The organism is Algoriphagus limi (genome assembly GCF_024919275.1).
GTDB classification, from domain to species: Bacteria; Bacteroidota; Bacteroidia; order Cytophagales; family Cyclobacteriaceae; genus Algoriphagus; species Algoriphagus limi.
Genome location: NZ_JANWGH010000002.1, coordinates 53,578 through 69,785 on the forward strand (window position 1 = coordinate 53,578; position 16,208 = coordinate 69,785).

The following is a 16,208-nucleotide window of genomic DNA, read 5'->3' on the forward strand; positions in this document are numbered from 1 at the left end:
TTGTATGAAAGAGACCCTGATTTCACTTTCTGAATATTTAGAACTTCGGCAAAAGCTCCCCATCCTAGATGCACGAAGTGAGGGAGAATTTTCCCAAAGCCATATTCCTGAAGCAATCAATATCCCGATTTTGAATGATCAAGAGCGGAAAACAGTCGGTACACTTTACAAAGAAGAAGGAAGTGAAAAGGCTACTTTAAAAGGCTTTGAATTAGTAGGACCACGATTTCATCAAATTCAAAAAGAAGTCATTAAGCGTTTTCCAAATCGGAAAATCATTCTCTATTGCTGGAGAGGAGGTATGCGAAGTCAAATTCTCTCCTGGCTTTTGAGCATGGTTGGTTTTGAAGTATTTAGGCTAAAAGGGGGCTATAAAACCTACCGAAACTTCACCTTTGAGGAAGTTCGAAAAAAGCGAAATTTTATTGTCCTTGGCGGAAAAACAGGTACTGCAAAGACAGTTTTACTTCAGCATTTGAAAGAAGCTGGGGAACAAGTCTTGGACTTGGAAGATCTAGCTCATCACAAAGGTTCGGCCTTTGGTGGAATTGGACAAGACCCTCAACCTTCGGTAGAACAGTTTGAAAATAAACTGGCAGAGGCACTGCTTCAACTGAATTCAGATTCTCCTATATGGGTGGAAAATGAAAGCAGAAAAATCGGCCGCGTAATCCTCCCGGATGTATTTTTCTCCCAAATGCAGGCAAGCCCACATTTGGATATCAGCAAATCAGAACATGAAAGGATAGCCCATATTGAGTCAGAATATGCTGGACTTCCAAAAGAAGAATTGAAACAGGCTGTCAAAAAACTAAGGAAGAAATTGGGAGGACTACGAACCAAAGAAGCTTTGGAAGCCATAGAAGAAAGAGATCATCCACGCTGGATTCAAAACCTATTGACATACTACGACAAAGCCTACGAGTTTGAACTGGAAAAACATCCGAAAGAACATACTTTAAACCTGGATTTGACAGGCTTGTCTTTAGCAAAACAAATTGATTTGCTAATCCACTCGAAAGACCAACTATATGAACGAGCAAAAAATACGATTGACTGAATGGAGTGAAGGATCTGGATGTGGATGTAAAATCGCACCCGCTGTTCTAGATCAAATTCTTTCTTCCAGCGAATCCTGGACTCAGACAGATCCCAATTTGCTGGTTGGTAATTCCGCCAAAGATGATGCTGCCGTGTATCAGGTGAGTGAAGATTTGGCCATTGTCAACACGGTAGATTTTTTCACACCAATTGTAGATGACCCTTTTGATTTTGGAAGAATTTCTGCTGCCAATGCCATTTCGGATGTCTATGCCATGGGAGGAAAGCCACTTTTCGCCAATGCAATTTTAAGTTGGCCGGTAGAAAAAATCGCTCCCGAACTAGCTGCAAAAGTCCTTGAAGGTGCAAAAAGCATCTGTAAAACTGCTGGGATTGAATTGGCAGGAGGACATAGTATTGCTGCAAAAGACCCGATTTTTGGACTTTCGGTAAATGGGATTGTTCATCCACGAAAAATCAAAACTAACCAAGGCGCTAAAGCGAATGATCTCATTTATCTAACAAAACCTTTAGGGATTGGTGTATTAGCAACAGCTTTGAAAAGGCAAAAAATCAAAGATGAAGATTACCTGACTTTAGTGGATACGGCCTGTCGTTTAAATCGTATCGGGCAGGTTTTGGGAAATCATGAGGAAGTCCATGCCATGACGGATGTGACTGGGTTTGGACTTTTGGGGCATCTGATCGAACTGGCTGAAGCATCTGGAATTTCTGCACAAGTTGATTTTTCGAAGCTTCCCATTCTTGAAGGGGTTCAAGATTACATCAAGCAATTTATTTTTCCAGACAACACCTACCGAAACTGGAATGCTTTTCAATCAAAAGCAAAAGGGGTAAATGGAATGGATTTGGTGCCACTTTGTGATCCTCAAACTAGTGGCGGACTATTAATAGCCGTGGGAGAAGAAAATCAAAAATGGTTTGAAGACACCATGAAGTCTGAAAACCAAATCGTCTGGGAGATTGGACGATTTATTGAAAAACAGGACTTTAAAGTCGAAGTGCTGTAAATTGTGGGAGAAGATTGGTAACTTATTAAGCCATCAACCCCAGCTAAAATGATTTCCCGATTTCTCCTTTCCCTTTTGATTGTGCTAGTTCCTCTCCTCACATTTTCCCAGGTGCCTGAAAACATAAAGAGTGAACTCGTCATTCTGAATATTCATTCGGGAGAGGAAAAAACTGTTCTGCTAGAAAACAGACACTTTGAAGCCCCCAATTGGTCAAGAGACGGAAACTATCTCTTGATAAATGCCGCAGGAAAATTAGAGAAAATTGGTCTAGACGGTCAAAAGTTGGGACTTCTTTTTCCTGATCAAATTGACCGGGTAAACAATGATCATGGGCTCAGTTTTGATGGAAAAACGCTGGTCTTTAGCCGAAATGATGAAGGGCTAAGTTCACGGATTTATACGATCCCCATTGAGGGAGGAACACCCAAACTAATCACTGAAAATTATCCAAGCTACTGGCACGGAATCAGTCCTGATGGGAAGACTTTGGTCTATTGTGCAGAAAGAAACGGCGCTTGGGATATCTGGGGAATTCCTACTGAAGGAGGGAAAGAAGTTCGCTTAACTTCTGCCGAAGGCTTAGACGATGGGCCGGAATATTCCTATGATGGACAGTGGATTTACTTCAACAGTCACCGAACTGGAAGAATGCATGCTTACCGAATGAAGCCAGACGGAAGTGGACAAGAACAGTTAACTTTTGATGACTACGACAATTGGTTTCCTCATCCATCACCAGATGGAAAAACTGCAGTGATTATTTCCTACTTAGAAGACCAAAAAGGAGCACATCCTTTTGGAAAGGATGTCAAGTTGAGGCTTTTAGATGTAGAAAGTAAAGAAATCCGGGACTTGACTCCAGTATTCTATGGTGGCCAAGGTACCATCAATGTGCATTCCTGGTCACCTGATGGAGAGTGGATTGCTTTTGTGAGGTATCATCGTTGAATTGTTACTTCAAGCTCGACACTCCACCCGAAACCATAAACTTCATCACGTCGGCACTTTTCACACCCTTCAAGGGTTTGATTTTCTCTTTGGGAACGAGGAATACGTTTCCAGATACATTGTAGCTGTGTGGAAAATAAACAGCTACCAATTCCGGCTCTCCGATGATAGACATATCTTCTTGAGTGATAAAACCCAATCGTGAAAGTGATTCAGAAACCTGCACGATTACAGGGGAGCTGAATTTTTTCTTTTCCCCCACAAAAGCTGCCATCAAATCCTTGATCGAAGTATAGAGCAGATTAACCAAGGGAATTTTAAATACTGCTCGCTCAAAAAGGTCAAAAAAAGGCTTGGTGAAAAATAGGCTGGCCAGATAGCCAATAAATGTAATCAAAGCCAATACCATGGCGATACCTATTCCCGGAAAAGGGACAGGAATCAATCCATCCAAAAAAACGAAAATCGCATAGATCACATATCCTGTGACCGCAAGGGGAGTAAGAAACAATAACCCTCTAAAGAAATAGGATAGAATTCGCCTATAAGTAAATGCCATAGCATTTTATAGGCAAAAGAAATGCCGTATCGAATTGCCTCAAAAAATTTATTAAGATCTTAATCCAGAAGCTTGATTTTTACACTTCGGTAATAAATCACAGACTCAGGGTCATGAGCCTGCAAGGCGATTGTACCACGATCAAACTCCTTCATTCCGGCATTTTCAGGACGATTAGAATCCTCAGACTCATCATACTCCATCACAATCCGATCATTGATTTTAACCATAGCCTGATCTCCTTTTACAATGATGTGATAGGTGTACCACTCCCCATCTTCTACATAAACATCTCTTACATCATTGAAAGAATAAAGACTTCCGGATTTTCTCCAATCGCTATGGCTTTGATTGACCTGGATCTCATACCCTTTATTGGGCCAGCCGCTTTCTTGATATTGGGTATGAATGAAAATTCCAGAATTTGCCTTGGGCATGGTCTTCACCTCCACTAGCAATTCGAAATCCTTAAAATCATGATTTCCAACCGGCCCTTGATAAAAAGCATGGGCTCGAGGTCCATCAACTTTGATCATCCCATCTACGACAGAAAAGGAACTGGGATTCTCTGAAATCTCCCATCCTTCTAGATCTTTCCCATTAAAGAGTTCTATCCATTGACCAGTTTGGGATTGTGCGGAAAAGAAAATGAGGAAAAATGAAAAGAGCGACAATAGGTTTTTCATGGCTAGGAATTTTGATTGAATATGGGAAGATAATTAGAAAAGAGGTCAATTCCTTTCTGAATAAAAAATCCAGAACTTTCACCATTGCCTAAAACAAAAAAAGACCCTGAAATTTTCAGGGTCTCGCAATATTGATGAAATCTAATTTTATAGATCAATACCCATGAATGACATGAAGGCAATTCCCATCAATCCAGTCAAAAGCATGGTAATACCCAATCCTTTCAAACCATTAGGAACTGCAGAATACTTCAATTTTTCACGAATTGCTGCTAAGGCTACGATGGCCAAGAAGAATCCTGTACCGGAACCGAAACCATAAACAGCAGACTCAGCCAAAGTATAATCACGCTGAGCCATGAAAAGGGATCCACCCAAGATCGCACAGTTTACAGCGATTAGAGGCAAGAAGATACCCAAAGCACCATAAAGAGCAGGAGCAAATTTTTCAACAACCATCTCAACCAATTGTACCATGGCAGCGATGATAGCGATGAACATAATGAATCGCAAGAAAGTCAAATCAACGGTTGCCAATTCGGCATTAACCCAAGTCAACGCACCTTCTTTCAATACATATTCATTCAAAAGCCAGTTGACTGGAACAGTTACGGTCAATACGAAAATAACCGCAGCACCCAAACCAAGGGCTGTACTTACTTTTTTGGAAACGGCTAGGAATGAACACATGCCGAGGAAGTAAGCGAAAACCATGTTGTCGATAAAGATCGACCGAATACCTAAATTGATTAAATCCATTTTCTTCTACCGGTTTTAGTGTTCTACATAGCCAGTCTTGGTACGCTGTACCCAGATAATCAAACCTAAAATGATGAAAGCTCCTACAGGAGAAACCATCAAGCCATTAGTAGCCAGTTTGAAATCAGGACCGAAAATACCAGAGATATATTCAAATACTGGAATTCCAAATACAGAACCAGATCCCCAAAGCTCTCGGAAGAAAGCCACGGTCAAAATGATCCAAGAATATCCAAGTGCTGAACCGAATCCATCCAATACTGAATCGTAAGGCTTGTTACCCAAAGCAAATGCTTCCAAACGACCCATTACAATACAGTTGGTAATGATCAATCCTACGAATACAGACAATTCCTTATACATGTCGTAAGCGAAGGCTCTCAATACTTCGGATACCAGGGTTACCAAAGTCGCAACTACCGCCAATTGAACGATGATACGAACTCGAGTTGGGATGGTGTTCCGCATGATTGAAATCACCAAGTTAGACATCACGATTACGAAAATAACCGAGATAGCCATAACCAAAGTAGGCTTCATTTGGGTAGTCACAGCCAGGGCAGAACAGATTCCCAATACCTGAATGGTGATCGGGTTGTCATCCACCAAAGGATCCGTGATGAGTTTTTTTCTACGCTTAGAGAATAAAGCTTCTGCGGGCTTTTTCTCGATCGCTTTTTCTACTGTTTCAGTACTCATACGTATGATTGTCAGAGAGTGATTGATTGATTAAAAAGCTGCTGCAACAGCCTGTGATGATTTCTTGGATTCGATAAATGCACTGTAATGACCCAAATAAGCCTTCAACATTGCATTCACACCATTACCTGTAATAGTAGCCCCGGACATACCGTCAACCTTATGCGGATCGGAAGAGTAGTCTTTTCCTTCTCCTTTTTGCATTTCAACAGCCACCAAAGCACCAGATTCATCGAAGATTTCTTTTCCTACATATCGTTGCTGTACTCCGGCTTCGGTAATTCTCGCACCCAATCCTGGAGTTTCACCAGCGTGAGCTAAGGTTATACCACCTACAGTATTCATATCAGTATCTAAAGCAATATATCCCCAGATAGCATCCCAAAGTCCTGCTCCGTAAAGAGGCAAAATGTAGGATTCAACTGCATCTGGATTTCCTTCAGCATGATAAATGAACACAGGATACAATCTGTCTTCAGCAGGCATTTTGTAGTTCTTAGCGATATCTACATTTTCTGCGGTAACTGCAGCACCGTCTCTTTCTGTAACTTGTTGACCATTGATATCTACTACAGTAGCAGCAATGTGAGAAGTATAGAAAGCATTTACCTCTTCAGGAGACATGGCGCTGATTTCATCTCCAGAAATCACAGCTCCCAAAATCTGCTTCTTCTTATCCAAAGCTTCAGCTTCTCGCTGCAAAGGTCCCAATACCTGAGAAGTGCCTGAAAGAAGCAAGCCAAGAATAACGGTCAAAATGACCGAAAATGTGATAATATATGCGTTAGACTGTTGCACGTTGTAACCTCCTTGTTTTGTTAGCCTTCACTACGTAATAGTCAATTAATGGGGCAAAGACGTTCATCAAAAGAACGGCTAGCATAATTCCCTCTGGATATGCTGGGTTAGTTACCCGAATGATAACGGTCAAAGCACCGATCAAAAATCCATAAATCCATTTACCTGTTTCGGTTTGAGCTGCAGATACCGGGTCAGTCGCCATAAAGACCACACCAAATGCCAAACCACCCATCACCCAATGGAAATGAGGAGCCATAGCCATGAATTCATTGGATGCAAATAGATTCATCACCAAGCCCATCAAATAGGCTCCACCGAATCCGGATACGATAATTTTCCAGCTTGCTACTCCTGTATAAATCAGAATTACTGCTCCAATTAAAGCCATCAAAGTAGATGTCTCACCAATTGAACCAGGAATCCATCCCATAAACATATTCCAGAAACTGAAATCAGCTCCCAAGGAAGCATTATGAGATGCTAAGGCATCACTGACAGGTACACCGTCGATTCCTGCATTATATGCCACTGCCAAAGCAGTAGCTCCAGAGAAACCATCAACAGGAGTTTGATCTCCCATATAGGTCCATACCTGATCACCAGAGATTTGAGCTGGATAAGCAAAGTACAAGAATGCACGAGCTGTCATAGCCACATTCAAAATATTCATTCCTGTACCACCAAACACCTCTTTTCCTACCACTACGGCAAAAACAGTAGCCAAAGCCACTTGCCAAAGCGGGATATGCGGAGGCATCACCAGCGCAATCAACATCCCTGTAACCAAGAATCCCTCAGAAACAGGGTGATTTCTGATCACACAGAAGGTGAATTCAGTACCCAAGCCTATCGCATACGATACAATTAGAATAGGTAATACAGACCAAAGACCAAACAAGGCCTTGTCTATCCAAGTAACTTCTTCACCGATCGCCAAGAAATGTTGATGACCAATATTGAGGATACCAAAGATCAACGCAGGAATCATGGCGATTACCACCGTGATCATCACTCGCTTAAGGTCAGTAGCATCTTTAATTTGCGCACCTTTTGATTTGGTAGTCAAATCAGGAGCAAATGCAATGGTTCTATGTCCCTCATAAAGAGTATAAAACTTTTCCCATTTGCCACCTTTCTCAAAGTTCGGCTTTATGCTATCGAAAAGATTTTGTAATGCCTTCATATTTAGCTATACATTAATAATTCAATCCCACTTCTTACCAACTGCTGCAAATCATTCTTAGAAGGATCCACAAATTCACAGAGGGCTACATCTTCTTCAATGATTTCATAAAGTCCTAGCTCTTCCATTTCGTCAAAGTCCTCTGCAATGATTGCTTTGAACAAGTAGGTAGGAAGAATATCCATTGGAAGGACTTTTTCGAACACACCGGATACCACGAAAGGACGCTCCTCCCCGTGTGTATTGGTGTCAACTTTGAATTCTCCCTTATTCAAGAAAGAAAGCATTCCGATTGCTTTATGGAAGCTAAGTTTTTTGGTACTTGGCATCAACCAACCCAAAAACTCTTCATAGTCTCCTTCAGGAATTACAGTGATTTGATTGTGATAGAAACCAAGGTAACCTTCCATGGAGATTTTTTCTCCTGTCAACACGTTACCAGAAATCACCCGGATATTTCCACTTTGAAGATTCCCTTTCACAAATGTAGAAACAGAAGCTCCGGAGATGGTTTTTACGTATCCTCGATTTGTCAATTCAGATCCGGTCACTGCAATGGTTTTGGAAGCATCATACTTGCCTTCCAAAATCAATTTACCCATTTGTACTACACCAACAGGGCTTACTGTCCAAGCGATATCGCCTTTGTTGATTGGGTCCAAATGGTGGATTTGCACACCTACATTTCCAGCAGGGTGAGCTCCGGAGAATTTATTGATTTGCACACCTTTAGCATTTGCAAATAATGAAGGAACTTGCTCAGCTCCGTTTACATTCAGGTGTACTTTTCCGCTAGTTAATTTGGTCAAGGCGTCCAAACCAGCTTGGAAATATTGCTCTTCTCCCTGAAGAACAAATCCCATATCTGGAGCGAGCGGATTGGAATCAAAGGCAGAAATGAAAATTGCCTTCGGCTCGTCCGCAGGATTCGCCACTACCCCATAGGGCCGTTGGATGATATGAGGCCAAACTCCCCCTGCAGCCAACTTTTCAACCAAAGTAGATCGGTCAGTTGATTTCAGGTCGATTTTACCAAGATTCTCATAACTGATTTCTTTGTCAGCTAGAATCTTGATCTCAAGAAGTTTGCGCTTTTCTCCACGTTTGATTTCGATGATTTCGCCGGATACTGGAGACAGGTATTGCACCTGGTCCATGGCTTTATCGAATAGGATGGGTGTACCTGCTTTGACAGTGTCCCCTTCATTGACAAGAACTTTGGGTCGTTGCATACCCACAAAGTCTGTCGGCTTAATGGCAAAGGTTTGAGCCGGCTCAAAGTCAACCATTTCTTTGGCTGCTTTTCCTGCCAGGTTGATGTCAAAGCCTTTCCTAAGCTTCACGTTTTTTGACATATCTATTTCGTAACTATGGGCTTTTGAAAAACGCCCCAAATCTAATAAATAACCTTTTTATTTTGAGGCGATTTGAATTTTAATCTTTCAACTTTCTCGTAAGCGGTAGGATTTTAACCTGAACCCCCTCAATTTCAGGCAGGAAGCGTATTTGCTTCCATGGACTCTAGGTGATTTTTGACATCCTCCATCAACCACATTGGCGTGGAAGTCGCTCCGCAAATCCCCACTTTGTCTGATGGATAGAACCACTCAGGTTGTATCTCTGTTTGATTTTCAACAAAAAAACTTCTGGGATTCTCTTCCAAACACACTTGATAAAGGGCTTTTCCATTGGAACTTTTCTTTCCGGAAACGAAAATGATTACGTCATTTTCTTTGGCAAATTGCCGAAGTTGAGGCTCTCGATTAGAAACCTGACGACAAATGGAATCATTTGCATTGAAATCCACTTCAGTCAATTCCCCCTTGGATGCTTTGATGCGATCCTGGATTTTTTGGGATAATTCATAGAAGCCTTTAGTGCTCTTGGTTGTTTGGCTGAAGAGGGTTACTGGACGATTGAAATCAATTTTTTCCAAATCAGAATCCTCCATCACCACAATAGCTTTCTCCATGGTCTGACCAGTCAATCCTATGACTTCTGCATGGCCTTTTTTGCCATAAATAACCACCTGACCATTTTCCCGCTCCATTTTATCAAAAGCAGTTTTTACACGATGCTGTAGTTTCAGCACTACAGGACAGGAAGCATCAATCAGCTCGATATTATTTTCGATGGCAGTTCTGTAGGTTTCAGGCGGTTCGCCGTGAGCCCTGATCAAAACCTTGCAATCACTCAATTCAGAAAGTTTATCCCGGTCAATGACCACAAGACCTTTGTCAGCCAGCCGCTTGACCTCCATATCATTGTGCACGATATCGCCCAGGCAATAGAGTTTGTCTGATTGCTCCATTTCATCCTCTGCCATTTTGATGGCAAATTCAACTCCGAAGCAATAGCCTGAATTTTTATCGATGGTTACTTGCATAATTCTCTATTTGATTAATTCGCTGCTTTGCAAGGTCCACGATTTGTGCAACTTGCTCCGCAAAATTCAAATTACTGGTGTCTACTTCGACAGCATCCTCCACTTTCAAAAGAGGGCTTTCTTTTCGACTACTGTCTATCCGGTCTCTTTCACCCAAATTGGCCTTAATATCTTCGAGGTCTACAATTTCGCCACGCTCGATGAGTTCCTTTTGCCTTCTGAAAGCCCGGGTATCAAGATCAGCAGTCATGAAAACCTTCAGCTCAGCATCCGGGAATACGACAGAACCGATATCTCGACCGTCCATGACGACACCTTTTTCTTTCCCTAAACGTTGCTGCTGGGCCACGAGTTCTTCCCGAATTTCCTTGACTTTAGCGAAATCACTTACTCGTTCGGATACACGCATACTTCGAATTTCTTGCTCTACATTCAGTCCATTCAAGTAGGTATCTTGTTGACCGGTATCAGGGTTCAGTTGAAAACTGATCTCCAAATCCTTCAGGCCCTTTTGAATATCCTTGGGATTGGTAGCAGTGAGATAATTATTTAAAAAATGCAGCGTGGCTGCCCGATACATGGCCCCTGAATCGATATAGGTGTACCCTAATTCTTTGGCTACTGCTTTTGCAGTCGAGCTTTTTCCACAACCAGAATATCCGTCAATTGCAATGACTATTTTTCCCATCCAAAAAGTGCGCTTGCCTCCTTTTATTTTTCTGGGGCAAATATAGTAGTTTTAAAGCAAATGAATTGGAGAGAGTCGGGAATTCCGCCTTTATTTCTCCTCCTTTTAAACTGATTTTCATGCACATTCAAGGTCAATTAGTAGATATCCCTAACCAGAAAATTTATCCGGTTTCTATTACTGTTGAAAAGGGAAAAATTTCAGCTATTAAAGAAATCAACCCCATTCCAGATCTTCCTTTTTTACTTCCTGGATTTATTGATGCCCATGTGCATGTAGAATCATCCATGCTCGTTCCTTCGGAATTTGCAAGACTCGCAGTGGTCCATGGAACTGTAGCTACCGTATCGGATCCTCATGAAATTGCCAATGTCTGTGGGATTGAAGGAGTGGATTATATGATTGAAAATGGAAAGCAAGTCCCATTCAAATTTTATTTTGGAGCCCCTTCCTGCGTACCCGCTACACCTTTTGAAACAGCCGGTGGAGAAATCGACGCCTCTCATATCGAAGACCTGATGAGCAGACCAGAAATTGTCTATTTGGCTGAGATGATGAACTGGCCCGGTACAGTAAATCGGGATCCGTTGGTCATGGAAAAAATCCAAATCGCCCAGAAATATGGTAAACCAATAGACGGGCATGCGCCCGGACTAATAGGCGAATTGGCAGAGAAATATGTTAGTGCGGGCCCAAGTACAGACCACGAGTGCTTTACCTATGCCGAAGCTTTGGGGAAAATCAAACTCGGGATGAAAATCGCCATTCGGGAAGGTTCGGCGGCCAAAAACTTCGAAGCCTTAATCGATCTGATCGATGAATACCCTGAGATGATCATGTTTTGCTCAGATGATAAGCATCCCGACAATCTAGCTTTGGGGCATATCAATGAATTGGCAACTAGAGCAATTGCAAAGGGAAAGGATTTGTTTCAAGTGCTACAGGCAGCCTGCCTCAATCCGATCCATCATTATTCTTTAGAGGTGGGACAATTACGAATGGGTGATCCCGCAGATTTTATTTTAGTCAAAGACCTGAAAGATTTTCAAGTACAGGCTACCTATATAAATGGTGAAAAAGTTGCTGAAAACGGAAAGACGCTAATTGATCGTGTTGATAACCTAGTGATTAACAATTTTACTAGTAGCTTAAAAAAGCCCGAGGATTTTAAAATCGAGGCTAAAGGCTCACAAGTCCGAGTGATTGAAGCGCTCGACGGACAGTTGATTACTCCAGAAATTCAAGGAGATATTTTAAAAAAAAATGGTTTTGCAGAATCCAATCCTGAAAAAGATATCCTAAAAATCACGGTGGTCAATCGCTATCAAGATGCACCTCCGGCAGTAGCTTTTATCAAAAACTTTGGATTAAAAAACGGAGCCATTGCTTCTTCAGTAGGCCACGATTCTCATAATATCATCGCTGTGGGAGTGGATAACGAAACCATTTGTCGAGCAGTGAATCTCTTGATCAAAGCAAATGGTGGGATTTCGGCAGTTTCGGGAGAAAAGGAGGAAGTACTTCCTTTGCCTGTTGGAGGTATTATGTCAGCAGAGAATGGCTATCAGGTCGCAGCAGAATACACCCGGATCGACCGAATGGCCAAGGAAATGGGCTCTACCCTAAACTCTCCCTTTATGACCCTAAGCTTTATGGCCTTACTGGTAATTCCAGATTTGAAGTTGAGTGATAAGGGATTGTTTGATGGGAAAAAATTTGAATTTACAGAGGTATTTCAATAAAAACCCTCCAAGGGATTGAAACCCTTGGAGGGTGAATATCAAAACTCCGAAGTGAAGTGGAACTCGATCTCAGGATAATTGTCCTGAACCATTTGTAACCAAGCTTTGGACTCGGCCATAAAAACCAGTTTGCCGTCTTTGTCATAGGCAATGTGTCGATTTTTTGACCGGACGAATTCATCCAATTGCTTTTTGTCCTTGCTGCTGATCCAGCAGGCTTTGTATAGATTCATCGGGTGGAATTCTACCGTTGCATTGTATTCATTTTTCAATCGGAATTGGATTACTTCAAACTGAAGCTGACCAACTGTACCAACCACTTTTCGTGAACCCATATCAAAAGTGAATAGCTGGGCCACCCCTTCTTCCATGAGCTGTTTCAGACCTTTCTCCAATTGTTTGGTCTTCATTGCATCTTTATTGACAACCTCTCGGAAGATCTCTGGTGAGAAACTCGGGATTCCAGTAAAGACCATATTCTCTCCGTCTGTCAGCGTATCACCAATTTTCAGGTTGCCAGTATCATACAAACCAATAATATCTCCGGGGAAAGCTTCATCAATAATTTCTTTATCCTGAGCCATAAACTGCGTCACATTTGAAAAGCGAAGTGGCTTAGGTCCTCCCACATGATTGTAGGGTTTATTTCGCTCAAATTTCCCAGAACAAATACGTAAAAAGGCAATGCGGTTTCGATGGTTCGGATCCATATTCGCATGAATCTTAAATACAAAACCAGAAAACTTGGACTCATCAGGTTTTACTTCCCGTACATCCGTCATTCGGCTTTTAGGAGGTGGAGCGATTTGAATGAACGTATCCAGCATCTCGTTTACCCCAAAGTTATTTACTGCAGAACCGAAAAAGACCGGAGCAACTTTCCCATCCAAGTATTCCGCAACATCAAATTCAGGATATACTCCTTCGATCAATTCCACATCCTCACGCAGTTGGTCAGCAGGACTTTGTCCGATCAATTGATCCAATTCGGAATCTTCCAGATTTTCAAAAATCTTTCTATCATCACTCAACTTTCGCTGAGATGGGGTAAATAGATTGAGTTTTTGATCATACAAATTATAGACCCCTTTAAAGCTTTTTCCCATTCCGATAGGCCAAGAGAGTGGTCTCAATTGAATATTGAGTTTTTCCTCCACCTCATCAAGCAAATCGTAAGGGTCTCGTCCTTCTCGGTCCAGCTTATTGATAAAACAGATCACCGGTGTATTTCGCATCCGGCAGACCTCCATGAGTTTTTCGGTCTGAATCTCTACCCCTTTCACGCAGTCGATGACCATGATTACCGAATCCACCGCAGTCAAAGTTCTGTAAGTATCCTCCGCAAAATCCTGGTGACCCGGAGTATCCAAAAGGTTGATCTTAATGCCCCTGTATTCAAACCCCATGACCGAAGTCGCCACAGAGATACCCCGTTGCTTTTCGATTTCCATCCAGTCGGACTTCGTAGCGGTATCGATTTTATTCGATTTTACCGCACCTGCAGTCTGAATAGCCCCTCCGAAAAGAAGCAATTTCTCAGTCAAGGTAGTTTTACCCGCATCCGGGTGGGCAATGATAGCAAAGGTTCGGCGTTTTTTGATTTCCTCAGTCAAACTCATGGGTAGTAAAATTCAGGGGGCAAAGGTAAGGAAAATGGATTTACGATTTTTGAAATACGATTTACGATATCAACACCATACCTCATTGTTACTTCCGAAGGTTCGGACTTAGGGAAAAAGCTTAGAATTCCATATTAACCTCGTAAAATCGCCAATCTGAATCTGTAAATCCCTTAGTATTCCAAAATTCCTTCTGTCACAAATTGCTCAGCGCCTTCTACAGTGCTATGCAGGATAATTCTAAAAGTCGTTCCTACCCCAGGCTCAGATGACTTGACAAAAATCCTTCCGCCATGATAGCCCTCAATGATACGTTTTGCTAAGGTTAAGCCTAGACCCCATCCTCGCTGACGAGTTGAAAAACCTGGATTAAAGACCTTTTTGAAATTTCGCTTTTCAATTCCTTTTCCAGTATCCGTGATATCAACGATTACGAACTTGTCACTGTCTTGAATGATATCGATGGTAATCGTCCCCTTCCCTTTCATGGCATCCACGGCATTTTTGCATATGTTTTCCACCACCCATTCAAAAAGTGGTTTATTCATCATCGCATCCAAATCCTGTGAATCCGCATTGATATGAAGTTCTACTTTGGTGGAAATGCGGGGACGAAGGTAATTAATCGTTTCTTCGATTGCCTGATAGAGATTTTCGGACTGAATGACCGGCTTGCTTCCAATACTACTGAATCGCTCTGTCACCATCCGCAACTTCACCACATCTTTATCCATTTCCTGGATAATCTCTTTATTTTCTTCCCAAACGGGAGAATTTCGCAAGTAATCAATCCAAGCCATCAGCGAGGCTATCGGCGTTCCTAATTGATGGGCTGTTTCTTTTGTCAAACCAGCCCAAACTCGATTTTGCTCCGCGATTTTACTTTGGTTAAAAAGCGCATAGGCCAATACTCCAAAAATCATGATTACCGCCAATTGCACATAAGGGTAATACCGAAGATTGGTCAGCAGCTCTGAATTCCTATAATAAATCTGTATATCCGCCTCCTCGAGCAAAATCGGTTCATATTCTGACTTCATCTCATCCAGCTCCTCATTCAGCGTTTTAGTCGAGTCTTGAGCAGTAGCATTTTTCCGAAACTGTATATTTCGAAACTCCAGAGGAATACCTTCTGCATCCACCATAATGATGGGAATGGAGTAATTTTGCTGAATGATTTCCTGATTGATGAAGGATAAGTTATCTGCATTGCTGGCAGCATATTCCAAGGCGCTGGATAGAAGTTCAATTTGACGGCGCTCTCTTGATTTAAGTTCCTCCACCAACTGATTGGTATACCAAATTGACCCTGCTCCAATGAGCACAGAAAGCAATACCACCAGCCATTTTACTTGGCGTCGGTTTTGGTAGAAATCAATGGAAGTCAAATCCTGAAAGCGATTTTTCATGAAGAATTTTTCAGTTGCCTATCCCTATTTTAACTCCTCAAAACGATAGATAGTATCTGATAGGGATTGATATTTTCAGTTGGCTTCTGAGGGTATTTTTTAGTAAATTTATACTATTAATTGAAACACAAAAACGAGAAGAAAATCATGAAAACGAACGATATCGGATTAGAAGTAAAAGACACCATTGTATTGGTAGAAAAGCTCAATAAGCTTTTGGCAAATTATCAAGTCTATTACCAAAACCTACGAAACTTCCATTGGAATGTCAGTGGACCAAATTTCTTTGAATTGCATGCGAAATTTGAGGAATTGTATTCCACAGCCAATGAAAGCGTAGATGAGGTAGCAGAACGGATCTTGACCCTTGGGGGAAGACCTTTCTCTTCTTATGGAGAATACATCGAAAATTCTTCCATTCATGAAGCCAAAGAAGTGCATGATTCCAAAGAGATGGTTTCCATCACTCGGGATAACATCAACACGCTTTTGGATTTGGAAAGAGAAGCTTTAGAAACCGCCTCCGAGCAAGGAGATGAGGGTACAGTAACACTAATGAGTGATTATATAACCGCTAAGGAAAAGATAGTCTGGATGCTATCAGCTTATTTGAGATAAAAAATGAAGCCGGGTCATGTTGATCCGGCTTCATTT

16 protein-coding genes are annotated in these 16,208 nt (G+C 41.8%); 5 read left to right on the forward strand and 11 right to left on the reverse strand.

Translation table 11 applies throughout. From position 1 onward, the window contains the following. Positions 1-4: 4 nt before the first annotated feature. Genes mnmH through NY014_RS08580 form a run of 3 tightly spaced genes read left to right on the forward strand, consistent with a single transcriptional unit; the run spans position 5 to position 3,023 of the window. On the forward strand, positions 5-1,060 hold the full coding sequence (gene mnmH / locus NY014_RS08570) for a tRNA 2-selenouridine(34) synthase MnmH (RefSeq protein ID WP_259414187.1): 1,056 nt from the start codon (positions 5-7) through the stop codon (positions 1,058-1,060). Further along, on the forward strand, positions 1,032-2,072 hold the full coding sequence (gene selD, locus NY014_RS08575; protein WP_259414188.1) for a selenide, water dikinase SelD: 1,041 nt from the start codon (positions 1,032-1,034) through the stop codon (positions 2,070-2,072). Before mnmH ends, selD begins: the two co-directional genes overlap by 29 nt. Before the next feature lie 48 nt (positions 2,073-2,120). Further along, a complete protein-coding gene (locus tag NY014_RS08580; protein ID WP_259414189.1) occupies positions 2,121-3,023 on the forward strand; it encodes a TolB family protein in 903 nt (300 codons plus the stop codon). Positions 3,024-3,027: 4 nt separating this feature from the next. Here the strand turns inward: NY014_RS08580 and NY014_RS08585 are convergent, their stop codons facing one another. The 9 genes from NY014_RS08585 to cmk all read right to left on the reverse strand — a co-directional run bounded on the left by NY014_RS08585 (position 3,028) and on the right by cmk (position 10,784). Further along, positions 3,028-3,582, reverse strand: a complete 555-nt coding sequence (locus NY014_RS08585; protein WP_135072960.1) for a DUF502 domain-containing protein — start codon at positions 3,580-3,582, stop codon at positions 3,028-3,030. Positions 3,583-3,641: 59 nt separating this feature from the next. Next, a complete protein-coding gene (locus NY014_RS08590; protein ID WP_259414190.1) occupies positions 3,642-4,268 on the reverse strand; it encodes a 3-keto-disaccharide hydrolase in 627 nt (208 codons plus the stop codon). Between the two features lie 147 nt (positions 4,269-4,415). Beyond that, positions 4,416-5,027, reverse strand: a complete 612-nt coding sequence (nqrE, locus tag NY014_RS08595; RefSeq protein WP_135072956.1) for an NADH:ubiquinone reductase (Na(+)-transporting) subunit E — start codon at positions 5,025-5,027, stop codon at positions 4,416-4,418. Positions 5,028-5,042: 15 nt separating this feature from the next. Continuing rightward, on the reverse strand, positions 5,043-5,726 hold the full coding sequence (locus NY014_RS08600) for an NADH:ubiquinone reductase (Na(+)-transporting) subunit D (RefSeq protein ID WP_259414191.1): 684 nt from the start codon (positions 5,724-5,726) through the stop codon (positions 5,043-5,045). A 30-nt stretch (positions 5,727-5,756) separates the two neighbouring features. Beyond that, positions 5,757-6,524 (reverse strand): NADH:ubiquinone reductase (Na(+)-transporting) subunit C, encoded by a 768-nt coding sequence (gene nqrC, locus NY014_RS08605; RefSeq protein WP_259414192.1) that lies wholly within the window; start codon positions 6,522-6,524, stop codon positions 5,757-5,759. Then, on the reverse strand, positions 6,511-7,710 hold the full coding sequence (locus NY014_RS08610; protein WP_259414193.1) for an NADH:ubiquinone reductase (Na(+)-transporting) subunit B: 1,200 nt from the start codon (positions 7,708-7,710) through the stop codon (positions 6,511-6,513). Before NY014_RS08610 ends, nqrC begins: the two co-directional genes overlap by 14 nt. Before the next feature lie 2 nt (positions 7,711-7,712). Then, positions 7,713-9,065 (reverse strand): Na(+)-translocating NADH-quinone reductase subunit A, encoded by a 1,353-nt coding sequence (locus NY014_RS08615; RefSeq protein WP_259414194.1) that lies wholly within the window; start codon positions 9,063-9,065, stop codon positions 7,713-7,715. Positions 9,066-9,199: 134 nt separating this feature from the next. Continuing rightward, complete coding sequence (locus tag NY014_RS08620) at positions 9,200-10,096, reverse strand: 4-hydroxy-3-methylbut-2-enyl diphosphate reductase (protein ID WP_259414195.1); 897 nt, start codon at positions 10,094-10,096, stop codon at positions 9,200-9,202. Further along, positions 10,077-10,784, reverse strand: coding sequence for a (d)CMP kinase (cmk, locus tag NY014_RS08625; protein ID WP_259414196.1), 708 nt, complete (start codon positions 10,782-10,784; stop codon positions 10,077-10,079). The genes NY014_RS08620 and cmk overlap by 20 nt, the downstream gene beginning before the upstream one ends. Positions 10,785-10,903: 119 nt before the next feature. Here cmk and ade point away from each other — a divergent pair, with 119 nt between their 5' ends. Next, a complete protein-coding gene (gene ade / locus NY014_RS08630) occupies positions 10,904-12,526 on the forward strand; it encodes an adenine deaminase (RefSeq protein ID WP_259414197.1) in 1,623 nt (540 codons plus the stop codon). Positions 12,527-12,564: 38 nt separating this feature from the next. On the opposite strand, the gene NY014_RS08635 is transcribed toward ade, so the two are convergent. Together NY014_RS08635 and NY014_RS08640 are read right to left on the reverse strand one after the other, a co-directional pair. Continuing rightward, a complete protein-coding gene (locus NY014_RS08635) occupies positions 12,565-14,145 on the reverse strand; it encodes a peptide chain release factor 3 (RefSeq protein WP_259414198.1) in 1,581 nt (526 codons plus the stop codon). A 173-nt stretch (positions 14,146-14,318) separates the two neighbouring features. After that, positions 14,319-15,554: a sensor histidine kinase gene (locus tag NY014_RS08640; RefSeq protein WP_259414199.1), complete on the reverse strand. Its 1,236-nt coding sequence runs from the start codon at positions 15,552-15,554 to the stop codon at positions 14,319-14,321. A gap of 147 nt (positions 15,555-15,701) precedes the next feature. Here NY014_RS08640 and NY014_RS08645 point away from each other — a divergent pair, with 147 nt between their 5' ends. Beyond that, on the forward strand, positions 15,702-16,172 hold the full coding sequence (locus NY014_RS08645) for a Dps family protein (RefSeq protein ID WP_259414200.1): 471 nt from the start codon (positions 15,702-15,704) through the stop codon (positions 16,170-16,172). Positions 16,173-16,208: the final 36 nt, after the last annotated feature.